Below are 20912 nucleotides of genomic sequence, written 5' to 3'. Positions count from 1 at the left end.
CTGGAAGACGTCACACCTATAGTCCGCCCCGCGAAACCTTGGGGCGGGCTACGTCGTCATGCGTGTCACCATCATCACCGGCAGTGGAGCCGGCATCGGCGCTGCGGTGGCGCGCCGCGTCGCCACGCCGGGGCACGGCCTTATGCTGCACGGGCAGGGCGCCGACGAGGTCGCGGTCGCGCGCCTGCGTGACGTCGCCGCGGCGTGCCGAGAGGCCGGCGCCGAGGTCGATTTTCGTTGCGGCGATCTCGCAACGTCTGGAGTTGCGACCGACCTCATCGAGGCAGCGCGAACGACCTTCGGCCGGATCGACGCGCTGGTCCATGCCGCGGGATTTGCCGATCGTCGCAGCTTTCGCGAGCTGCCGCGCGACGGGCTCGACCGCGCGCTCGCGGTGATGCCGGCCGCTTTCCACGAACTCGCCAGCGCCGCCTTGCCCGACCTGCTGCACAGCGAGGCGGCGCGTGTCGTCGCCATCTCCAGCTTTGTCGCGCACCGCTTCGTGCCAGGCAGCACGTTCCCGGCCTCCGCCGCCGCCAAGGCGGCGCTGGAGGCGCTGGTGAAGTGTCTTGCGATCGAACTGGCCGCCACCGGCGGCACCGCCAATGTCGTCATGCCCGGCTATACGCGCAAGGACGAGGGGCGGCTCGGCTCGCTCGATCCCGCCGCCTGGCAGACCGCGGCAGCCGCCAATCCGCAACGCCGCCTCGCCGAACCGGACGAGGTCGCCGCGGCCATCGCCTTTCTGCTGTCGCCCGAAGCCGGCCATGTCACCGGCGCCGTGCTGCCGGTCGATGGCGGTCTCACCCTGATGTAGATGGATCAAACAGCAATGCAGAACATGACGCAGACGGCCGACGTCATCGTGCTGGGAGCAGGGATCGTCGGCGTCTCCTCGGCCTATGCGATTCGCGAGCGCGGGCTTTCGGTGGTGCTGGTCGACCGCAAGGCGCCGGGCGAGGAGACGTCCTACGGCAATGCCGGCATTCTCTCCTCGGGCTCGATCCTGCCGCTCAACAAGCCCTCGCTGTTTCGTTCGTTGCCATCCTACCTCAGCAACAGCAACGCGGCGCTGCGCTGGGATCCGGCCTGGACGTTGCGCAATGTCGAATGGGTGCTGCGCTTCCTCGGCAATGCGGTGCAATCCCGCGTCAGGCCGCGCGCGATCGCGCTGCACGGCTTGATCGGCGCATCGCTGGCGCTGCATCGCGACTGGATCGTGCGGGCCGGCGAGCCACAGCGCATCCGCGAGACCGGCTGGCTGAAGGCGTGGCGCAGCGAGGCGCTGGCCGCGGCCAAGGACGAGCAGGATGCGCTTGCCGAATACGGCATCAAGAGCGAGCTGCTCGACCGCCAGGCGATCTCGGCGCTCGAGCCCAACATGCTGCCGGTCTACAAGGTCGGGTTGCTGCACAGCCAGACGGCGTCGGTGGATTCGCCGGGCAACGTCACCAAGGCCTATGCGCGGATGTTCGAGGGCGCGGGCGGCATGCTGCGGCAGTCGGAGATCAGGGCCCTGCTGGCCGACGGCGAAGGCTGGCGCGTCGTGCTCGGCGACGGCGAGATCCGCGCCCGGCATGTCGTGGTCGCGCTCGGGCCGTGGTCGCCGGACATCCTGCGGCCGCTCGGCTACCGCGTGCCGATGGCGTTCGAGCGCGGCTATCACCAGGAGTTCGCGCCGAACCCGGCCCGCAAGCTGCTGCGGCCGATCCACGATGCCGAGGGCAGCTTCGTGATGACGCCGATGGAGAACGGCGTGCGCGTGTCATCCGGCGTCGAGCTGACCGATCGCGACGCGCCGTCGAACTTCTCGCAGCTCGAACAGGTCGTGCCGCTGGCGCGCGGCGTGGTCGAATTCGGCGAGGCGGTGGCGCAGCCCTGGCGCGGCGCGCGGCCGACCCTGCCGGACTCGCTGCCGATGATCGGACCGGCGCCGCGGCATTCGGGCCTGTGGCTCGCCTTCGGCAATCAGCACATCGGCTTCACCACCGGTCCCGCCACGGGCGCGGCGATCGCGGCGATGATCGCCGGCGAGGTGCCGTCCTTCGACACCACGGCGTTTGCGCCTAGCCGTTATCTGTAGCGCCGCGCCCGCGCCACCCGGGCTCATTCCGATGCAGGGCTGATCAGGCCGCGAGCAGCTTCGCCGGATTGGCCCGCCTTGCCGCGCAGCCGCTCGGCGAGCGGCCGCAGCAGTTGCGGCGCCAGGTGAATCGGAAACTGGCTCATCGCGAAATACAGCCAGGTCAGCGCCGGGATTGCGCCCTCGGTCGCCGCCAGCATCAGTCCCATGTTGCGCAGCGACACCATCATGCCGAGCGCCATGGCGCGCTCGCGGCCGGCGCGGCGGAACAGCAGCATCGTGGTGCCGAGCAGCGCGAAGAACATGGCGAAGGCGAGCCCGGCCAGGGCCACCAGGCGGAGCGGGCTCGCGATGAGATCGGCGAGGAAGTGGGCCATGATCGCGGAGGCGAACACGAACAGGATGAGGATGTTGAAGCCGTCGATCGGCGCACGGTGGCGGCGGATCGTCTCGATGCCCCACGCGATCCGGATCACGGTCGCGACGGCCAGCGCGGCGGCGAGAATGCCGGCGAGCTTCAGCCCGAGCGCGGCCGGCGAGAGCGACAGCGTCTGGCCCAGGAAGACATAGGCGAACAGCGGCGCCGTCAGCGGCACCAGCGCCGTCGACGTCACCAGCGTGATCAGCACCAGGGTGGCATCGAGCCCCATCAGCGCGGCGAGCGCGGGCGAAGCCATCATCGGCGACGCCGTCGCCTGCAGCATCAGCGCCAGGTAGAGATCCGGCGCCGCGTCATCGACGCCGGTGACCCGCGCGATCGTGCCGACCAGTGCCGGCACCGCGATCGTCGTCCATGCGGTGGCCGCCAGCACCAGCAGCGGGCGGCGCAGATGCGCGCGCAGCATCGCGACGTCGACCCGCATGAACGAGATGCAGAGCAGCAGGAAGATCGCCTCGGTGACATAGGGGCGCGCCAGATCGCCGAGCGGCGGGACCACGATCGCGGCCAGCAAGACGCCAACGATGGCGCGCGTGCCCTGATTGCCGAGCCAGCTCAAGGCCTGCAGGGGACGAGCGAGAGGCCCGGAGAATGACATCGGCTTCCGAAGGATGTGAATCAAAGAACGCGCGAACCATGCGTTGGCCGCGCGTTCCTGCAAAGTCACATCTCGTTACGGAGAATGTCGGCGCCGGACGTAACCGGACGCCGTCGCATCACTGCGCCGTGGAGCCGCCCACCACGATCTTCTCGTTGAGCTTGAAATCGACGGTCTGCACCGTCTGGTCGATCTCGGCGCTGGGCATGCCGATCCGCTGCGAGATCAGCTTCACCAGCAGGTCGACGCGCTCGATGAACGGCGCACCGGCGGCGACCGCGCGTGCCGCCGATGATGGCTTGAGCAGGCTCTCGGCGGCCTTGGCATATTTCTCGAACGGCACCTGGTCGGTCGGATCGGCGCCGAGCTTGCGCGCGATCGCATCGACATGCTCGTAGATCGCCTTAGAGCGCGCGAGATCGCCGTGCACGGCATCGCGGATCGCCTGCGGCTCGCCGCGCGTGATGCAGCGATAATTGCCGGTCAGCAGCATCGACCATTTCGCCAGCGGCACGAATAGCGAGTCGAACACCTTCAGCTTGACCGGCACGTCCTGGCCGTCGAGCCTGACCGCATCGATGTCGCGCTCCAGTTCACGCAGCAGGGCGTTGTGCTTGTCGTCCTCGAACGCGGCGGCCTTGAAGTTCGTCGGCAGACCGACATGCAGCACGTTCGCGCCTTCCTCCGGCGGACGGAAAGCCTGCGGATCCGGCGAGCACAACGTCACGAGCCCGGGCGTGAATCGCTCCCAGACCATGGCGTTGGTATAGGCCTCCTCGAGATCGCTGTTGGCCAGCGCCGGAATGCGCTTCAGATAGGGCAGCGGCGGCATGTTCATGATCGACAGGCACGGCAGCTTGGCCTCGGCGATCTTGACCATCAGCACGCGGATGGTGTGGTTGGTGTATTGCGGCTCCTGCATCGCCAGACCAACGAGGTCGTAACGCGACAGGTCGACGGCATCGGGCGTTGCGGCGTCGAGCTTGCCCGGCAGGTCGCGCGAGAAGATCGAGCGATGGTTCGGCTCGTCGCGCAGCTTGATGCGGACTTCCGTCCCCTCGCGATTGATCAGCTCGGCAGTCTTCTTGCGGCAGACCAACGTCACGTTGTGGCCGGCCATCAGGAGCTTGGTGCCCAGGAGGGAGCCATAGGAGGCTCCGAGAATCAGGATATTGCGTGCCATGCCTTGGACTCCCCAGGATTGGTTCGGATTGTGCTTTTGCGTTTCTTATGGGTTTGCGTTTCTTGTTGGCGATCCAGCCGCACCGAGGAGACCGTCAAACGCCCCTGAAGGGCGGACGGGGGCGGTAGCCCCTTGCCTCGATTGCTGGCATACCAGAGCCTTCATCACATGGAATGGGCCATCTGGCAAGGTTTGTTGCGGCAATGCGGCATTCGGAGCAGGGGGCCCGCGGTGGAAACTGTCCCTCAGCTCAGCGCCATGTAGCGCCCGGGCTTGTGGTTGATCGCAATGATGACATTGACGACCACGATCCCCAGGACCGAGAGCGCCAGCCGGTCGACCGGGATCACGAAGAACGCCGCGATCATGATCAGGCCGTCGACCGCGAGCTGGAAATAGCCGGCGCGGATCTTCCAATGCTCCTGCAGATAGAGCGCGAGGATGTTGATGCCGCCGAGCCCGGTGCGGTGGCGGAACAGCATCAGCAAGCCGGTCCCGGTCAGACCCGCGCCGATCACCGTCGCGTAGAGTGGGTCGATATGGCTGATGTCGATCCACGAGGTGGTCAGCCGCGAGAACACCGCGACCAGGCCGACCGCGACGAAGGTGCGAATGGTGAAGGGCCATCCCATGCGTTGGACCGCAAGGACATAGAACGGCAGGTTGATCAGGAAGAAGCTCAAGCCGAAGCTATAGCCGCTGACATAGCTGAGCAGCAGCGACAGGCCGGCGGTGCTGCCGACCAGCAGCACCGTCTTGCTGTAGATCAGCATGCCGAGCGACACGAACAGCGTGCCGAGCGTCAGCGCCATCGCGTCCTCGTAGAGCTTGTGCCGCTCCTGCAACACCATCTCGGTCACGGCGCCGGTCCTCGCTCGCAACGGCTCAGATCGCCTTGAACAGGCCCGCGACGCGGGCGACGTCGGCGAGCTTCAGGCCGGCGACATTGATGCGGCCCGAGGTCGGCATGTACACGCCGTGCTTCTCTCGCAAAATCATGACCTCGGCCGGCGTGAGCGGCAGCAGCGAGAACATGCCTTCCTGCTTGCCGATCGCGATCGAGTTCGACCAGCGGCCGCCCAGCGCCTCGGCGAACGAGCGGCGCAAGCTGGCCAGGCGCTCGCGCATCGACTCCAGCTCACGGCGCCAATCCTGATACAGGTCCGGTGTGCCGAGAATGGTCCTCACGATGGCCGCGCCGTGGTCCGGCGGCATCGAATAGCTGGTGCGGGCGATCGCGACCAGGTTCGAGCGTGCCGTCTCGGCCGCGGCCTGCGACGCTGCGACGGCATAGAGCGCGCCGGTGCGCTCGCGATAGAGCCCGAATGATTTCGAGCAGGACACCGCAACCAGCGCCTCTGGGACCGCCGCGATCAGCCCGCGCAGGCCGGCGACGTCGCCGTCGAACCCGGCCCCAAAGCCCTGATAGGCGGAGTCGATCAGCGGCACGAGGCCGCGCGCGGACATCACGGTGGTGATGCGCGTCCAGTCTTCGGCCGACAGCGGAGCGCCGGTCGGGTTGTGACAGGAGGCGTGCAGCAGCACGGCATCGCCGGGCTGGGCGCGCTGCAATGCCTCCAGCATGCTGTCGAGCTGCAGGGTCTGCGAGGCGACGTCGAAATACGGATAGGTCTCGATCTGTAGCCCGGCCGCGGCAAAGATGCCGGCGTGGTTGGGCCAGCTCGGCAGGCCCAGCCAGATTGTGCCCGTGCCGGCCTGACGGATCAGATCGGCAGCGAGCCGCAGCGCGCCCGACCCGCCGGGGGTCTGCACACCAGCGGCATGCACCGGGGACGCCTCGCCGCCGACCATCGTCCACAGCAGGTCCAGGAAGGCCTGATCGCCTTCGGGCGCCACATAGGCCTTGCTGTCCTGGCTTTCCCAGATCGAGCGCTCCGCCGCCTTGACCGCGCGGAAGATCGGCGAGTGGCCGGCCTCGTCGCGATACACCCCGACGCCGAGATCGACCTTGTCGGCCCGCGGATCGGCTTTGAAGATGCCGATCAAGGCGAGGAGGGGATCAGCGGGCTGGCGGCTCAAGCGTTCGAACATCAGAAGCATTCCTGTATGGGTGCAGCCACGAGGCGAGCATCGACGGTCCTCGCGGGCGATCGGACACTATCTTGGTTGCGGCGCAATAACAGCGGAAATTTCCGCGATGATGAGGCGACGAACGGGCATCCGGCGCGCGCCAAAATCGTACGCGTGAGATGGCTACGTTTGCTCAGTGTTCGCCTGGCCAGCGCGCTTGGCCGCAAGATGCGAGCGAACCCGGCCATCCACTTTCCGCCCGGTCGCACGTTGCCATTTGCGGAGTTCGCTTGCGGTCAGAACGACTTTCACGAGATCCGCGTTGAGGCTGCCCAGCTCATCAATGGTCTTCTGCACGCTCACCAGCCATTCGTCGTAGGTGTCGTGCAGATCTGGGCAGATCCGCCTGATATCGTCCCATTCTTCGCGTTTGAACCACGCGAGGGCAATCCTGCTTATTTCCTGGTTCATCATGCCCTCGCCACGGATGCCAACTTGCGCCCACGCGAAAATCTGCGCCCGTCAGTTCAGCTGCTTCAGCCATCCGCCGATGTCGCGCGCGGCGACATTGGCCTGGTCGAGCAGCTTGCCCATGGTGAAGAAGCCGTGGAACTGGCCGGGATGCGTCCGATACGTCACCGGCACGCCGGCATCGCGCAGGCGGCGCGCGTAGTCGTCGCCTTCGTCGCGCAGCGGGTCGGCGCCGGCCGTGAGCACATAGGCGGGCGGCAGGCCGGCGAGCGTCTCCGCCTTGGCCGGGGAGGCGCGCCAGTCGTGGATGTCGGCTGTGCTGTTGAGATAGTGATCGCGAAACCAGCGGATCACCGAATGCGTCAGCAGCACGCTGGTCTCGGGCTCGCTGTGTGACGGATGACCCATCGTGAAGTCGGTGGCCGGATAGATCAGGACCTGGCCGGCGAGCTTCGGACCGTTGCCGTCACGCGCCGACAATGCGACCACGGCGGCGAGATTGCCGCCCGCGGAATCTCCGCCGACGCTCAGGCGCGAGGCGTCGATGCCGAACGAGGCGGCATTGCCGGCGACCCATCGCGTCGCCGCCACGGCGTCGTCGACGGCCGCGGGAAACTTGTGCTCGGGGGCGAGGCGGTAGTCGACCGAGATCACGATCAGTTCGCCTTCATGCGCGAGGGCGCGACAGGCGGCGTCATGCGAATCCAGATTGCCGATCACCCAGCCGCCGCCGTGAAAGAACACCAGCGCCGGCGCGCCCGCGCCGTTCTGCCGCACCGTCTTCGGTCGATACAGCCGGGCGGGGATCGCTCCGTGCGGAGCAGGGATGGCGAGCTCCTTGACCTCGGCAAGCTCCGGCGGCTCGGGATTGCTCACGACGCGCGCGGCGAGATAGTAGTCCCGCGCCTCCTGCGGCGTCAGTGTCTCATAGGCCGGACGGCCGGCTTCCTGAAACGCCTTGTAGACGGCAGCGGCATCGGCATCGAGTTGGACGGGCATTGACGATTGACCTGTGAGTTGAACGGTGGGTTGATCTGAAGTGTCAGGCGGCGGTGCGGCCGCCGTCGACGGTGTAGGCGGCGCCGGAGACGTAGCTCGCGTCGTCGGAGGCGAGGAAGGCGACGATCGATGCGACCTCCGAGCCTTGGCCGAGCCGGCGTGCCGGGACGCGGTCCACCACCTTCTCGACCGGGACGGGGACGCCGTTGCGCCCTTCGATGATCGCGCTCAGCATGCGGCTGTCGATCAGGCCGGGACAGATGCAGTTCACGCGCACGTTGGTGCCGGTGCATTCCCAGGACGCGCTCTTGGTGAGGCCGATCACCGCATGCTTGCTGGCGCTGTAGACGGCGATCTGTGGCGAGCCGATCAGTCCGGCGATCGAGGCGGTGTTGATGATCGAGCCGCGGTTCTGCTTCAGCATCACCGGCAGCACGTGCTTGAGCCCGAGGAACACGCCGACGACGTTGACGTCGAGCACGCGGCGGAACGCCTCGAGCGGATAGTCGGTGATCGACTTGATCTCGCCTTCGACACCGGCATTGTTGAAGAACACGTCGATGGTTCCGAAGCGGTCGCAGGCTTGGCGCACATAAGCGGCCACCTGCGCCTCGTCGGTGACGTCAGCGGTGATCGCGAAAGCCTCGGCGCCGGCGGGCAGATCGGCGATCGCCGCGTTGAGATCCTGCTCGCGCCGGTCGACCGCGACGATGCGGGCGCCGCGTGCGGCCAGCAATCGCATGGTGGCGGCGCCAATCACGCCAGCCGCGCCGGTGACCACGGCCACCCTGCCGTCGAGACGGATCGAATCGGGCATGTGCTTCCTTCCCTTCGCCGCAGCCATTGCGCGCCGCGGCCTTGTTGCGCGTTGGTTCCACGCTATCTCCTGGTGATGCGACTATCTCATTGGATGCCCCCGATGACCACCTCGCGGCGCGCCGGTCAGACGCCCTTCCCCCGCCGTATTCGGCATGTTAACGGGAGGGCTGATCGAGAGCGGCGGATGGGTCATGACGCGATTTGATTGTCCCGAACCCCGATTCGCCTGATAAAGCCGCGCGAGATGCACCGAACAATCGTCCTGACCGGTATCGCGGCATTGCTGGCCGCCACATCCCTCGCGCTGAGCGTGCCTGCACGCGCGCAGATCGGTACCATTTTCTCCGACCCCGTTCCCCGGCCTCCGGGCAACATTCCGCGGCGCGGCGAACCGATGCCGCCGCAGCCGGACGAAGAGGAAGAGGTCCCTGAGCTGCCGCAGGGGCGCGTGCTTCCCGCCCCGAACCGGCCGCCGCCGCCGGGACAGGGTGCCGCCCTTCCGGGCCCGGTCCAATCGCAGCCGCTCGCGCCGCCTCCGGGTGTAGCGCCGCAGAACAATGCCCCCGTGGCTGTCGCGCCCCCCGGCCAGCCCGGTGCGGCGCCGGCCGGCCGCGGCCAGCCGCCCCGCGGCGCGCCGCAGAATGCTGCTGTTCCCCCCAATGGCCCGGTGCCGCAGACGCCTGCCACCCTGCAGCCGGGCGACGAGGTCGTGACCGAGCCGCCGGCGCAGAAGATCGTGAACAAGAAGGCGAGCTTCTCCGGCCTGGACAAGATCACCGGCCGCATCATCAATTTCGACGAGGATATCGGCGAGACCGTGCAGTTCGGCGCGCTCCGGGTGAAGACCGACGCCTGCTACACGAGGCCGGCGACCGAGGCCGCCAACACCGACGCCTTCGTGCAGGTCGACGAGATCACCCTGCAAGGCGAGGTGAAGCGGATCTTCTCGGGCTGGATGTTCGCGGCAAGCCCCGGCCTGCACGGCGTCGAGCATCCGATCTACGACATCTGGCTGGTCGACTGCAAAGAGCCGCAGACCACGGTCGTCAGCGCCGCGCCCGAGCAGAAGCCGGCGGCACAGCCGGCGCAGAAGCGCCTGCCGCAGCAGAAGCAGGCGGCACCGCGGCCTCCCGCGCCGCAGCAGTATCAGACCCAGCAGGTCGCGCCGCCGCCTCCGCCACCGGGTGGCCTTTTCGGCGGGGTGGTCAGGTAAGCTCGGCTCAGCCGCGCTCGGCGATGATGGCGAGCGCCTCTGCCCCTGGTATGGGACGGTCGACCGGAAGCCTCGCGAAATTCGCCGCGGGGCCGGTCAGCGCCCTTTCGAGGAGGCCGGTATAGCGGCGCCGCGGAATCTCGACGGCACCGAAGGTCTTCAGATGCTCGGTGACGTATTGGGTGTCGAGCAGCTCGAAGCCGCCGACGATCAGCCGCGCCACGAGGTGCACCAGCGCCACCTTCGAGGCGTCGCGGGCGCGGTGAAACATGCTCTCGCCGAAGAAGGCCCGCCCGAGGCTGACGCCATAGAGGCCGCCGACGAGCTCGCCGTCCTGCCAGCATTCGACGCTGTGACAATGGCCCATCGCGTAGAGACCGCTATAGAGCTCGCGGATGCGCCGGTTGATCCAGGTGTCCTCGCGCCCCGGCTGCGGCTCGGCGCAGCCGTCCATCACCGCCTTGAAGGCCTGGTTCACGGTCACGGTGAAAGCGTCCGAGCGCACCGTGCGGGCCAGACGCGAGCCGATGCGAAACCCGCTCAGCGGAATGACGCCGCGCAACTCCGGCTCGACCCAGAACAACGACGGGTCGTCGGCGCTTTCGGCCATCGGGAAGATGCCGCAGGCATAGGCACGCAGCAGGACCTCGGGCGTGATCTCGGACGCTGCGGAGTTGCGCGAATTCATGGACGAAGCTTAGCAGGATGCGGCAGGCGAGGCGATGGGCTGTCGGGCGGGCAGGGCACGTGCGGCTCAGCCGACCGCGGCGGCCGCCCGCTTGGGAGCCTCCTTGGTCAGGCGGAAGCGGACCACGATCCTGGTGCCGTCATGGCCTGGGTCCGGAGCGACCGTGGCGTCGAGCTTGGTCGCCATGGCGCTGACGATGCGCTGGCCCATGCCGGTCGAGCGCGGGTCGCTGGTGGCGTTGAGGCCGACGCCGTTGTCGGTGATCGACAGCACGACATCGTCGGCCTCGATCTTGAGCTCGACGTGGATCGGGCCCGGGCCGTCGGGATAGGCGTATTTGACGGCGTTCATGACCAGCTCGTTGACGACGATGCCGATCGCGACCGCGCGGTCCGGGTCGATCTCGACCGGTTCGGCCTTCAAGGTCAGCCGGGACATCCGGTTGCCCTCGGCCGAGCGGCGGAGATCGTCGAGCAGCGAGTCCAGATACTGGTTCAGCAGGACGCTCTTGAGATCCTGCGAGGTGTAGAGCCGGCGATGCACCTGGGCGACCGCCGCGACCCGGCCCATGGCATTGGTCAGCGCCGCCTTGACGTCGTCCTGGGTGCTCGAATTGGCCTGCAGATGCAGCAGCGAGGCGATGATCTGCAGCGAGTTGCCGACGCGGTGGTTGACCTCCCGCAACAGCACCTCGCGCTCGGCGGCGAGCGCCGCGAAGCGGTCGCGCGACGCCCGCACTTCGGCCTCCGCCTCGTCGCGCGCCTTCTGCAGCCGCGCCTGGCGCAGCGCGCCTTCGGCCGCGACCTGCAGCAGCGGGATGAACTCGCCTTGCACGTCCTTGACCAGGTAGTCGGCCGCGCCGGCCTTCAGCGCCGTCACAGCGATCTTGGAATCCTGCGAGGCGGTGACGAACACCACCGGCGGCGCCTCCGGCAGCGCCATGATCCGTTCCAAGGTCTCCAGCCCGTCGAGGCCCGGCATGTACTGGTCGAGCGCGACCACGTCGATGCCGCCCTGCTTGATGCGTTCGAGCCCCTCGCTGCCACCGGGTGCATGCTCGACGACGAAGCCGAGCCGCTTGAGCCCGCGCTCCACCAGACGCGCCAGCCCCGCGTCGTCGTCGATGTAGAGCAGCGTGGGTGCGGCGGAGCTCATGCGGCGGGCGGAACCTGAATGACGGAGAAGAACAGGCCGAGCTGGCGGATGGCGTTGGCGAAACTCTCGTAGTTGACCGGCTTGGTGATGTAGACGTTACAACCGAGCTCGTAGCAGCGCTTGATCTCCTGGGAGTCGTCGGTCGTGGTCAGAATCACCACGGGCGCGCTCTTCAGGAAGCTGTTCTGCTTGACCAGCTTGAGAATGTCGATGCCGGTCATGTCCGGCAGGTTCAGATCGAGCAGGATCAGCAGGGCATGGCCCTTGTGCTCGAGGCCGCTGCCGTCGGGCCCCAGCAGATACTTCACGGCATCTGTACCGTTGGTGAACGGCTTGATCTCGTTGTTGACGCCGGAACGGCGGATGTTCCGCTCGATCAGGCGGGCGTGGCCTTCGTCGTCCTCGATCATGATGATCGTCACGGGCATGGTCATCGGTCTGAGTTCCGGTTTGAGACGTTCCAGTTGATCGGGAGCGTAATGGTGAACGTGCTGCCCTGGTCGAGCTCCGACGCGACCGACATGGTTCCACCGAGCCGCCGCACCAGCGCGCGCACATGCGCCAAGCCAATTCCCTGACCCGGACGGTCCTGGGTCCCGGCGCGGCGGAACAGGTCAAAGATACGTTGGTGATCCCGGGGATCAATCCCCCGGCCATTATCCGTGATCTCGAAGATCGCGAAACCCAGCTTGGTCCGCGCGCGGATGGCGATATCGCCGGGAACACCCGGCTTGAGATATTTGATCGCATTGTCGATCAGGTTTGAGAAGATCTGTTCGAGTGCCAGGCGGTCGCTGACGATGGCCGGCAGCGGCTCCACGCGGATGGTCGCCTGCGCCTCCTCGGCCTGATGGGCAAGGGTGGAGACGATTGCCTCGATCAGCTCGCGCGTGTCGATCCGTACAGGAACGAACTCGCGCCGCCCCTCGCGGGTCAGATTGAGGATCGCCGAGATCAGCCGGTCCATCTTGGCGATCGAGGATTTGATGAAGCCGAGCGCTTCGGAGAAATCCTCGGACAGCTGCTTGTCGGCGCCTTCGAGCTCGGGCTCGCTGCCCTCGGCCGGTGGCGGCGACGCCGACGCAGCGCGCGCCAGCGCGGCGATGCGCCGGAAGATGTCGTTGCGCAGCTCGTCGAGCTCGCTGGTGAAGCCCATGATGTTGACGAGCGGCGAGCGCAGGTCGTGGCTGACGATGTAGGCGAAGCGCTGGATCTCCTCATTGGCCTCGCGCAGATCGGCCGTGCGCTCGTCCACTGTTGCTTCGAGGTTGAGGTTGCTGTCGCGTAGCTGGGCTTCGGCTTCGTCGCGGGCGCGGGTGGAGCGGCGCACCAGCAGCACGGAGATGACGGCGAGCACGATCACCAGCGCCGAGCCCGCAATCGTGACGATCGCCGCCAGCTGCTGGCTCGCATCGGCGTTCGCCGTGCGCTGCGCGAGCAGCCGCTCCTCCTCGCTGCGCATGATTTCCGCGGTCTGGCGCATCCTGTTGCTGCTGTCGGTCGAGCCGGCATCGCGCACCAGCGCGACGGCGCCGGCAAGATCGCCCGCCGCGACGAGCGCCTTCTCGCGCTCAAACTGCGACAGCCGGGTTTCGATGACGCTGCGCAGCCGGCCGAGATTCTCGACCTGCGTCTTGTTGTCGGCCACGAGCGCGTCGAGCTTGTCGAACACGGGCCCGATCGCGGCGACGGCGGCCTCGTGATCGGCGAGGAACTCCTGTCCCTGGGTCAGCACATAGGCGCGGGCGGCGCTCTCGGCACGCCGCACCTCGAGCAGCAGCGCGTTGATCTGGTTCTCGGCCTCGACCGTGTGCACCACCCAGGCGCTGTCGCTGCGGGCCTTGTTGACCAGCAGCACCGACGCCGTGCTGACGACGACCAGCACCACGAACCCCGCCGACAACAGCAGGATCTGTCCCAGCGTGCGCCGTCGTCTCACCTCAGGCGCCACTGCTCACTCGTACGTATATGGAAATTCCCAGCCCCCTGGCGGAACCGATCCGACCCAGCAAAACACCGCTGCGGACGATTGGTTCCCGCTCGGATGGGATTTTCGCGAGGCGGCCTCAGTCCGTCTTCTGGCCGGCCAGATACTGCTCGAGCCAGTGGATGTGGTAGTCGCCATCGATGATCGCGGGCTCGCGGACCAGGGCCCGGAACAGCGGCAGAGTGGTCTCGATGCCGTCGACGACCATCTCGTCCAGCGCGCGGCGTAGCCGCATCAGGCACTCGACCCGGCTCTTGCCGTGCACGATCAGCTTGCCGACCAGCGAGTCGTAGTAGGGCGGAATGACGTAGCCCTGGTACACGGCAGAGTCGATGCGGACGCCGAGGCCGCCGGGCGGGTGGTACTGCAGGATCTTGCCGGGCGAGGGCCGGAAGCTGACCGGGTTCTCGGCGTTCACGCGGCACTCGATCGAGTGGCCATTGATGACAACGGCATCCTGGGTCATCGGCAGATCTCCGCCGGCAGCAATGCGGATCTGCTCGAGTACGAGGTCGATGCCGGTGATCATCTCCGTGACGGGATGCTCGACCTGGATGCGGGTGTTCATTTCGATGAAATAGAACTCGCCGTCCTCGTAGAGGAATTCGATGGTGCCGACGCCGATATATTTCAGCTCCTGCATCGCCTTGGCGACGGTGTTGCCGATCTTGGCGCGTGCTGCCGCATCGAGCACCGGAGAGGGGCCTTCCTCCCAGACCTTCTGGTGGCGCCGCTGCAGCGAGCAGTCGCGCTCGCCGAGATGGATGGCGCCGCCGCGGCCGTCACCGAGCACCTGGATCTCGATGTGCCGCGGCTTCTGCAGGTACTTCTCGAGGTAGACGGAAGCGTCGCCGAATGCCGACTTGGCCTCGTTGGCCGCAGTGGTCAGCGCGAGCTGCAGGTCGGCCTCGGTATGCGCGACCTTCATGCCGCGGCCACCGCCGCCGGCGGCGGCCTTGACCAGCACCGGGAAGCCGATCTCCCTGGCGATCGCCAATGCGTCCTGGTCGGGCGTCACGGCGCCGTCGGAGCCCGGCACGACGGGAATGCCGAGCCGCTTGGCGGTCTTCTTGGCCTCGATCTTGTCGCCCATCAGGCGGATGTGCTCGGCCTTCGGGCCGATGAAGTGCAGATTGTGGTCGGACAGAATTTCGGCGAAGCGGGCATTCTCCGACAGGAAGCCATAGCCAGGGTGGACGGCGTCGGCGCCGGTGATTTCGCAGGCGGCGAGCAGAGCGGGGATGTTGAGGTAACTGTCCTTCGACGGCGGCGGTCCGATGCAGACGCTTTCATCGGCGAGGCGCACATGCATGGCATCGGCGTCGGCGGTCGAATGCACCGCGACGGTGGAGATGCCGAGCTCCTTGCAGGCCCTGAGGATGCGAAGAGCGATTTCGCCGCGATTGGCGATGAGGATTTTGTCGAACATGGTGCCTCGGACGCGAGTAGCGAATAGGGAGTAGCGAACAGGGAATGGACAGCTATTCGCTATTCGCCATCCGCTATTCGCAATTATTCAATGATCACCAGCGGCTCGCCGAACTCGACCGGCTGGCCGTCCTCGACCAGGATCTGCGTCACCGTGCCGGCGCGCGGCGACGGAATCTGGTTCATCGTCTTCATCGCCTCGATGATCATCAGCGTCTGGCCGACCGAGACCTTGGTGCCGACATCGATGAACGGCTTGGCGCCGGGCTCCGGCGCCCAATAGGCGGTGCCGACCATCGGCGAGGGGACGACGCCCGGATGCTTGGACAGATCGGCGCCGGCTGCGGCCGCAGTCGCCGCGGCGACCACGGGAACGCCCGCAGCAGCGGCCGGAACGGCCGACGGCATGGCGGCGGCAATGGTCACGTTGCGGGCGACCCGGATGCGCAGGCCGGCGCGCTCCAGCTCGATCTCGGTCAGGCTGGTTTCATCCAGCAGCGCCGCGAGCTCACGGATGAGCTGGCTGTCTTCGGACTTGGCCGTGGTCTTGTCTTCGGGCTGGGGCGCCATGATCGTGATCCAGAAACCTTGTGTGACGTGAGGACGTGGGACGTCAGGCTTGCGCCATGATGTCGGTCTGCGGGTCGGTCTTGGCACCAATCTTCGCAGCGAGGCCGGTGATCGCGAGCCGATAGCCTTCGATCCCAAAGCCACAAATGGACGCAAACGCGGCTTTTGCGGTGAAAGAGTGGTGCCGGAAGCGCTCGTGGGCGGAGGTGTTGCCGATATGCACCTCGGCCATGGGAATGTTCACCCCCATCAGCGCGTCGCGCAGTGCGGTCGAGGTACGGGAGTAAGCACCGGCATTGAGGATGATGCCCGCCGCGCCCTCGGAGCCGGCTTCGCGGATGGCATCCACCAGCGCGCCCTCGTGGCCGGATTGCCGGCATTCGGCGGTCAGGCCGAAACGGGCCGCCGCCTCGACACACAGGCTCTCGACATCGCCCAGCGTGGCGCAGCCGGCGGTGTCCGGCTCGCCGGTGCCGGGCAGATCGGGGTCGTGTCCGTTGAGGACGTAGATCGTCTTGTGCGTGTCGTCGGCCATTCCCATCCCGGCGGTGTGGCGGCGGTGGGCGGCGTTATAGGTAACAAAGCCGTTCAGGGGAAGCCTTTCGGCGCCGCGTGTGGGAATAGGGACGCTTGCCCGTCACACGAAAAAATGCAGCCAAGTCCCGGAAAAGGCTTGTTAACCACCGGGACAGCAAAGGTGCACGTATTGCGCGAGTCGCATCAGCACAAAGGGGTGGGCATTGCTGCCCACCCCTTTTCCCGTCGCCTGCCTGGTCGGGGATCAGGCGTCGAGAACCGCGACGATCTCATGGGTCCGCGGATCGATCACGATGATCTGCTCACGAACCAGGATGTAGTCATATCCGCGCCACTCCGGATAGATCGTGACGACTTCGGCCGGAAGCGAGTGGAAGTGAACCTCGCGCGGCACCCGGGTGCCGACCGAGATGTTGAAGTTGACGTTGGTCACCGGTTCGACGCGCTGGCTGCGGATCACGCTGGTGATCTTGGTGCGCTGTTCGGTCGAGAGCTTGCCGCCGGCGCCGGCCTGACCAGTGGTCGTCTGCGAGCGATCACCGCCAGTCTTCGTCTCGGCGTTGGTGCTGGTGCCGCTCTTGCTGTCGCGGTTCTCGGCCTTCATGTTGTTGTCGCGACCCTCGCGACCCTCGGCCTTCATGTTCTTGGCGCCGCCCTTGCTGTCATCGGAGCTCGCGCCCTTGGTGGCCGGGCTCTTCATGCCGTCTTCGGCATGCTGGCCTTTGGTCGCACCGGATTTCTCCGACTGGCTGGAGCGCATCTCGGACGAGCCGCCCGCCGTCGGAGACGCGCTGTCGCGATGCATCGCGCCGCCACCGGTCGCGTTCATGCCGCCGCTCGAAGCTCCGCCGGCTGCGCCAGCTCCGCTCTGACCGCTCTGCGCGGCGGCGCCGCCGGACTGTCCGCCCGCACCACCCCCCGCGCCTTGCGCGTGGGCCAAACCTGCGCCGGCCAGCAGCGCGATCGCAGCAACTGATACCATCAAGCGATTGGTCATCCTCTATCCTCCTCGGTCATTGGCACTGCCCGCGCCGACAACTGCAGGAGGTTGGACTCGTTCCCGTGCGCCGCCGATGGTTCCGAAAAAATCTCCGACATCGCGACCATATGAACGAATGCTCAGCGTGATGAACACAGCATGAGCAGGAGACGAACTAACCATCAGAGGACTATGCCGTCGTCCCGCGGCGCTCCCGGGCATAGCGGACCAGCGCCAGGAAGCGATACAGCCCGTGGACAAACTTGCCGTAGGGCATGCTGACGAACAGCGCGAACACCGCACCGAGATGCACCGCGAGGATGATGCCCATGGCGCTCGTCTCGCGGAGAAGCAACAGGCCCAGGCCGGTCGCACCAGTCAGGACGAGCATCGCGAGGAAGGCCACGTCCATGCCGCGACTGCCCGCGTCCACCATGGCCGACTCGCGCCTGCGCTTCGCCGCATGGAGTCCGAGTGGGCCGATCACGATGCCGATGCCGCCGAGTGTGCCGAGCACCACCGGCAGATCCCAGAGCGGGTAGGGCGCCTCGCGATGCAGGAGGTAGTGATAGAGCGTCGCGACGCTGGTCGACGCGAAGCACAGCATGAAGCCGTAGAACGTGAGGTGATGATAGAATCGTCTGGTGTCGGTGGGCTTCTCATCCTCGTTGTAGCAGCCGACGCCGCCGCCATCGAGGTAGCGCAGGCTGCCGGCGTCGCGGACCGCCTGCAGGAATTGTCGGGGCTGGCCGAGCGTCGCATGCGGCTCGCCGATATCGGTCCAGAAAGCATGCGCCCCCATGATGAACGCGACCATCGCCCACAGGAACGCTGCGCCGAACAGCAGCGCCATCGTGTTGTGCGGCATCAGCGCGTAGAACGAACCTGCGCCGTGCCTGGTCGCGAACAGCGCCGTGGGATCGTTGAAGGCAACGAAGCCGAGGATGAAGAGGGCGATGCTCACGACGGCGATGAGCGCAATCGCGAGGCCGTTCCGCCTGAACATCGGTGCGAGCGCGCGCGGCCAAGCGTAGTCGGCATAGCTCTCGTGCCGCACTCTTGCGAGCACGGCGGGAACGCGAACGTCGAATTCGTGCGGCGGCGAAAACTGGCAGTCGACGTAGCAGGCGCCGCAGGAATGGCAGAGATTGGCGAAATAGTTGAGGTCCCCTGACGTGAGGGCGCGGCGCATCTCCATCGCCGGAAACACGGCGCAGAGGCCCTCGCAATAACGGCAGGAATTGCAGATTGTCATCAGACGATCTGCCTCGGTCAACGTTTCACTGCGCTGCATGTCGTGCTGCTCCCCGGCCTGCGATGCGTCCGAACACGCTGCCGATGGTCATGCCGATGCCGGCGGCATAGCCGCGTCCCAGCACGTTGCCGGCCATGATCTCGCCGGCGGCGTACATGTTGTCGGCCGGTCCTCCGGTTTTCATCATCATCCTGGCGTCATGGTCGACGCGGACGCCGAGATAGGTGAAGGTGATGCCGGGCCGCACGGGGTAGGCGTAGTACGGGCCGGTGTCGATGCGCCGCGCCCAATGTGTCTTCGGAGGCGTGAGATCCTCGGTGCGGCAATCGTCGAGAATGTCGGGATTGAAGCTGCCGTCGCGCACCGCGGCATTGAACTCCGCGACCGTCGCGGACAACTTCTCGGGATCGAGGTCGAGCTTGCCGGCGAGCTCGCCGATGCTGTCGGCTTCGATTGCCGGGTAGAGCGACGGCATGAACAGATTGGCCGACTTGGCGTCGAAGATGATGTAGGCGATCTGATCGGGCTGCGTGGCCACGAGCCGGCCCCAGATCGCGTAGCGCTTGGGCCAGACGTCCTCACCCTCGTCGTAGAAGCGTTTCGCGTTCCTGTTGACGACGATGCCGAACACGACACAGTCGAGACGCGTGATGATGCCCCCGTCATATTTCGGCGCGCGCGCATCGATCGCCACCGCGTGGCACTGCGTCGGATCGCCGATGCTGTCGACGCCGGCGCCGAGCAGCATGTCGAGCACGGTGCCGCGATTGTTGGGCGTGCCGCGGATCAGGAAGTTGCGCGCGATCTCGCCCCAGCCTTCGACCAGCTTGTCGATGTTGGACTCGAAGCCGCCGGCCGCCGCGACCAGCGCCTGGCCGCGGATGCGGATCCTGCCGCCGTTTTGCTGGACGATCGCTGCGCGAAAACGGTCGTTGTCGATGTCGAGCGCCACCACCTCGGCGTCGTAGCGCACGTCGACGCCGAGACGCTCCGCGGTCAGATACAGCGCATTGAGCATGGCGCGGCCGCCGCCGAGGAAGAACGAGTTGGTACGCCCCAGGCTCAGCGTGCCGCCGAGCGAGGGCTGGAAGCGCACGCCCTGTTCGACGATCCAGTCCAGCATCTCCTTGGACTCGCGGATCATCATCCGTGCCAGCTGCTCGTTGGTCTGGCCTTCAGTGACGCGCAGCAGATCGTCCCAGAACTCGTCCTCTGTGTAGGGCCCGCTCAGGGTCGCCGTCGCCGAGTCATGGGCACAGCGCATGTTGCGGGTGTGGCGGGTGTTGCCGCCGCGATAGAACTTTGAGGCGGCCTCGATCACGACGACCGAGGCGCCCGCGCGGCGTGCCGCTATGGCGGCGCACAGGGCCGCATTGCCGCCGCCGACGACCACCACGTCATAGCCTTTGGGATGGTCGGCGATGTCGCCGTCGGTCGTCATGACGTGGTTCTCTCCGGGCAAGGAAGATCGGGCATCGCGCGCCCCGGCGAGGTCGCGATTAAATTCGTATACTATTGTATACAAAAATATGCAATAGGTCTTTCCGCGGCATCCCCGCTGTGAGACAGTGGGATCCATGACCTCCGACGCGCCCACCCTCACGATCGACCGCGACAACGTCTCCTTGGGCGAGGCGGTGTTCCGCGCGCTGTGCCAGGGGCTGGAGAGCGGCGTCTATCGCTCCGGAGACCGGCTGCGCGAGGACGAGGTCGCCCAGCGGCTGAACGTCAGCCGCACGCCGGTCCGCGAGGCGTTCGGCAGGCTGATGGCCAAGGGCTGGGTGCAGCCGGCCGGAGGACGCGGCCTCATCGTGCGCAGCCTGGACCCGAGCGAGGTTCTCGAGCTCTACGCGATGCGCGAAATCCTCGAGGGCGCGGCGGCGCGGCTCGCGGCCCAACATGCCGCGCCAGCCGAGATCGCGGCGCTGCACGACATCCACGCGCGCTTCATGGCCGCAACTGGGGACCCAGCCGAGCTTGCCCGGCTGAACCGGCTGATGCACGGCGCGATCCAGCGCGCCGCGCGCAACCGCTATCTCGATTCCGCCCTGGCCGACATGCACGTCGCGATATCGTTGCTGGGAACGACGACCTTTGCCGCCGAGGGGCGCCCGGCCACGGCTGCTGCCGAGCATGCCGAATTGATCGAGGCGATTGCGGCGCGCGACCCACACGGCGCGGAGGCGATTGCGCGCAAGCACATTCGCGAGGCGTTGCGGACCCGGCTCAGCATGAGGCTGAGCTAGCCCCTTGGCAGGAGCGGGGAGCCCCTGGTTGTTCTCGCTGAACATGCGCGCCTGAAACATGGAATTGGGCTCGCTCTTCGCCTCGGCGACGCACCACCGCTGCCTCGCGGCGCAGTTGCGTCCGAGCTTTGCCTTGGGACATGCCCTCTTCGAGAAGAGGGCACGGGGAATGCCGGGAGCTGGCCGCCCCCATGGCCCGCCTGCAGAAAAAAATGCAGGCGGCAGGTACCA

21 protein-coding genes are annotated in these 20912 nt (G+C 66.8%); 4 read left to right on the top strand and 17 right to left on the bottom strand.

Annotation, left to right across the window (positions count from 1 at the left end; genetic code table 11):
• Positions 1-58: 58 nt before the first annotated feature.
• Positions 59-817, top strand: coding sequence for an SDR family NAD(P)-dependent oxidoreductase (locus ACQR07_RS32795; protein WP_434906192.1), 759 nt, complete (start codon positions 59-61; stop codon positions 815-817).
• A 15-nt stretch (positions 818-832) separates the two neighbouring features.
• Complete coding sequence (locus tag ACQR07_RS32790; RefSeq protein ID WP_434906191.1) at positions 833-2083, top strand: NAD(P)/FAD-dependent oxidoreductase; 1251 nt, start codon at positions 833-835, stop codon at positions 2081-2083.
• Positions 2084-2106: 23 nt separating this feature from the next.
• Here the strand turns inward: ACQR07_RS32790 and ACQR07_RS32785 are convergent, their stop codons facing one another.
• The 7 genes from ACQR07_RS32785 to ACQR07_RS32755 all read right to left on the bottom strand — a co-directional run bounded on the left by ACQR07_RS32785 (position 2107) and on the right by ACQR07_RS32755 (position 8621).
• Entirely contained in the window at positions 2107-3120 is a 1014-nt protein-coding gene (locus tag ACQR07_RS32785; RefSeq protein ID WP_434906190.1) for a Na+-dependent transporter, read from the bottom strand.
• A 118-nt stretch (positions 3121-3238) separates the two neighbouring features.
• Complete coding sequence (locus ACQR07_RS32780) at positions 3239-4303, bottom strand: ketopantoate reductase family protein (RefSeq protein WP_434906189.1); 1065 nt, start codon at positions 4301-4303, stop codon at positions 3239-3241.
• Positions 4304-4548: 245 nt separating this feature from the next.
• Positions 4549-5154 carry a YitT family protein gene (locus ACQR07_RS32775; protein ID WP_434906279.1) on the bottom strand — a complete coding sequence of 202 codons (606 nt, stop codon included), beginning with the start codon at positions 5152-5154 and terminating at the stop codon, positions 4549-4551.
• Between the two features lie 34 nt (positions 5155-5188).
• On the bottom strand, positions 5189-6355 hold the full coding sequence (locus ACQR07_RS32770) for an amino acid aminotransferase (RefSeq protein ID WP_434906188.1): 1167 nt from the start codon (positions 6353-6355) through the stop codon (positions 5189-5191).
• Between the two features lie 162 nt (positions 6356-6517).
• Positions 6518-6805, bottom strand: a complete 288-nt coding sequence (locus ACQR07_RS32765; protein ID WP_434906187.1) for a hypothetical protein — start codon at positions 6803-6805, stop codon at positions 6518-6520.
• A 51-nt stretch (positions 6806-6856) separates the two neighbouring features.
• Positions 6857-7804, bottom strand: coding sequence for an alpha/beta hydrolase (locus ACQR07_RS32760; RefSeq protein WP_434906186.1), 948 nt, complete (start codon positions 7802-7804; stop codon positions 6857-6859).
• Positions 7805-7847: 43 nt separating this feature from the next.
• Positions 7848-8621 carry an SDR family NAD(P)-dependent oxidoreductase gene (locus ACQR07_RS32755; RefSeq protein WP_434906185.1) on the bottom strand — a complete coding sequence of 258 codons (774 nt, stop codon included), beginning with the start codon at positions 8619-8621 and terminating at the stop codon, positions 7848-7850.
• A gap of 246 nt (positions 8622-8867) precedes the next feature.
• On the opposite strand from ACQR07_RS32755, the gene ACQR07_RS32750 reads away from it, so the two are divergent.
• Positions 8868-9836, top strand: coding sequence for a DUF2155 domain-containing protein (locus ACQR07_RS32750; protein WP_434906184.1), 969 nt, complete (start codon positions 8868-8870; stop codon positions 9834-9836).
• A gap of 7 nt (positions 9837-9843) precedes the next feature.
• Here ACQR07_RS32750 and aat read toward each other — a convergent pair whose 3' ends face one another.
• The 10 genes from aat to tcuA form a co-directional block, all read right to left on the bottom strand.
• On the bottom strand, positions 9844-10524 hold the full coding sequence (aat, locus tag ACQR07_RS32745) for a leucyl/phenylalanyl-tRNA--protein transferase (RefSeq protein WP_434906183.1): 681 nt from the start codon (positions 10522-10524) through the stop codon (positions 9844-9846).
• 66 nt (positions 10525-10590) lie between these two features.
• A complete protein-coding gene (locus tag ACQR07_RS32740; RefSeq protein ID WP_434906182.1) occupies positions 10591-11679 on the bottom strand; it encodes a sensor histidine kinase in 1089 nt (362 codons plus the stop codon).
• Positions 11676-12113 (bottom strand): response regulator, encoded by a 438-nt coding sequence (locus ACQR07_RS32735; RefSeq protein WP_434906181.1) that lies wholly within the window; start codon positions 12111-12113, stop codon positions 11676-11678. Before ACQR07_RS32735 ends, ACQR07_RS32740 begins: the two co-directional genes overlap by 4 nt.
• On the bottom strand, positions 12110-13630 hold the full coding sequence (locus ACQR07_RS32730) for a sensor histidine kinase (protein WP_434906180.1): 1521 nt from the start codon (positions 13628-13630) through the stop codon (positions 12110-12112). The genes ACQR07_RS32735 and ACQR07_RS32730 overlap by 4 nt, the downstream gene beginning before the upstream one ends.
• A gap of 115 nt (positions 13631-13745) precedes the next feature.
• Entirely contained in the window at positions 13746-15095 is a 1350-nt protein-coding gene (gene accC, locus ACQR07_RS32725; RefSeq protein ID WP_434870685.1) for an acetyl-CoA carboxylase biotin carboxylase subunit, read from the bottom strand.
• Positions 15096-15178: 83 nt separating this feature from the next.
• Positions 15179-15664 carry an acetyl-CoA carboxylase biotin carboxyl carrier protein gene (gene accB / locus ACQR07_RS32720; RefSeq protein ID WP_434906179.1) on the bottom strand — a complete coding sequence of 162 codons (486 nt, stop codon included), beginning with the start codon at positions 15662-15664 and terminating at the stop codon, positions 15179-15181.
• 43 nt (positions 15665-15707) lie between these two features.
• Positions 15708-16199: a type II 3-dehydroquinate dehydratase gene (locus ACQR07_RS32715; RefSeq protein ID WP_434906178.1), complete on the bottom strand. Its 492-nt coding sequence runs from the start codon at positions 16197-16199 to the stop codon at positions 15708-15710.
• A 246-nt stretch (positions 16200-16445) separates the two neighbouring features.
• Positions 16446-17198 carry a DUF1236 domain-containing protein gene (locus ACQR07_RS32710; RefSeq protein WP_434906177.1) on the bottom strand — a complete coding sequence of 251 codons (753 nt, stop codon included), beginning with the start codon at positions 17196-17198 and terminating at the stop codon, positions 16446-16448.
• 172 nt (positions 17199-17370) lie between these two features.
• On the bottom strand, positions 17371-18474 hold the full coding sequence (gene tcuB / locus ACQR07_RS32705) for a tricarballylate utilization 4Fe-4S protein TcuB (protein WP_434906176.1): 1104 nt from the start codon (positions 18472-18474) through the stop codon (positions 17371-17373).
• Positions 18461-19876: an FAD-dependent tricarballylate dehydrogenase TcuA gene (gene tcuA, locus ACQR07_RS32700; RefSeq protein ID WP_434906175.1), complete on the bottom strand. Its 1416-nt coding sequence runs from the start codon at positions 19874-19876 to the stop codon at positions 18461-18463. The genes tcuB and tcuA overlap by 14 nt, the downstream gene beginning before the upstream one ends.
• 136 nt (positions 19877-20012) lie before the next feature.
• Here tcuA and ACQR07_RS32695 point away from each other — a divergent pair, with 136 nt between their 5' ends.
• Positions 20013-20681, top strand: a complete 669-nt coding sequence (locus ACQR07_RS32695; RefSeq protein ID WP_434906174.1) for a GntR family transcriptional regulator — start codon at positions 20013-20015, stop codon at positions 20679-20681.
• Positions 20682-20912 lie beyond the last annotated feature (231 nt).

This window comes from Bradyrhizobium sp. HKCCYLS20291, from assembly GCF_051167715.1.
Lineage (GTDB): Bacteria > Pseudomonadota > Alphaproteobacteria > Rhizobiales > Xanthobacteraceae > Bradyrhizobium.
Note: the sequence above shows the minus strand (reverse complement) of the source record. Positions and strands in the feature narration are given on the sequence as shown.

Bases quoted from the DNA above. Each gene is read 5' to 3' on its own strand.
- ACQR07_RS32750 (WP_434906184.1), top strand. From the start codon at position 8,868: ATGCACCGAACAATCGTCCTGACCGGTATCGCGGCATTGCTGGCCGCC.
- ACQR07_RS32785 (WP_434906190.1), bottom strand. From the start codon at position 3,120: ATGTCATTCTCCGGGCCTCTCGCTCGTCCCCTGCAGGCCTTGAGCTGG.
- accB (WP_434906179.1), bottom strand. From the start codon at position 15,664: ATGGCGCCCCAGCCCGAAGACAAGACCACGGCCAAGTCCGAAGACAGC.
- ACQR07_RS32755 (WP_434906185.1), bottom strand. From the start codon at position 8,621: ATGCCCGATTCGATCCGTCTCGACGGCAGGGTGGCCGTGGTCACCGGC.
- ACQR07_RS32775 (WP_434906279.1), bottom strand. From the start codon at position 5,154: ATGGTGTTGCAGGAGCGGCACAAGCTCTACGAGGACGCGATGGCGCTG.
- ACQR07_RS32715 (WP_434906178.1), bottom strand. From the start codon at position 16,199: ATGGCCGACGACACGCACAAGACGATCTACGTCCTCAACGGACACGAC.
- ACQR07_RS32795 (WP_434906192.1), top strand. From the start codon at position 59: ATGCGTGTCACCATCATCACCGGCAGTGGAGCCGGCATCGGCGCTGCG.
- ACQR07_RS32695 (WP_434906174.1), top strand. From the start codon at position 20,013: ATGACCTCCGACGCGCCCACCCTCACGATCGACCGCGACAACGTCTCC.
- ACQR07_RS32770 (WP_434906188.1), bottom strand. From the start codon at position 6,355: ATGTTCGAACGCTTGAGCCGCCAGCCCGCTGATCCCCTCCTCGCCTTG.
- ACQR07_RS32790 (WP_434906191.1), top strand. From the start codon at position 833: ATGCAGAACATGACGCAGACGGCCGACGTCATCGTGCTGGGAGCAGGG.
- accC (WP_434870685.1), bottom strand. From the start codon at position 15,095: ATGTTCGACAAAATCCTCATCGCCAATCGCGGCGAAATCGCTCTTCGC.
- tcuB (WP_434906176.1), bottom strand. From the start codon at position 18,474: ATGCAGCGCAGTGAAACGTTGACCGAGGCAGATCGTCTGATGACAATC.
- ACQR07_RS32780 (WP_434906189.1), bottom strand. From the start codon at position 4,303: ATGGCACGCAATATCCTGATTCTCGGAGCCTCCTATGGCTCCCTCCTG.
- ACQR07_RS32760 (WP_434906186.1), bottom strand. From the start codon at position 7,804: ATGCCCGTCCAACTCGATGCCGATGCCGCTGCCGTCTACAAGGCGTTT.
- ACQR07_RS32740 (WP_434906182.1), bottom strand. From the start codon at position 11,679: ATGAGCTCCGCCGCACCCACGCTGCTCTACATCGACGACGACGCGGGG.
- aat (WP_434906183.1), bottom strand. From the start codon at position 10,524: ATGAATTCGCGCAACTCCGCAGCGTCCGAGATCACGCCCGAGGTCCTG.
- ACQR07_RS32735 (WP_434906181.1), bottom strand. From the start codon at position 12,113: ATGACCATGCCCGTGACGATCATCATGATCGAGGACGACGAAGGCCAC.
- ACQR07_RS32765 (WP_434906187.1), bottom strand. From the start codon at position 6,805: ATGAACCAGGAAATAAGCAGGATTGCCCTCGCGTGGTTCAAACGCGAA.
- ACQR07_RS32710 (WP_434906177.1), bottom strand. From the start codon at position 17,198: ATGACCAATCGCTTGATGGTATCAGTTGCTGCGATCGCGCTGCTGGCC.
- tcuA (WP_434906175.1), bottom strand. From the start codon at position 19,876: ATGACGACCGACGGCGACATCGCCGACCATCCCAAAGGCTATGACGTG.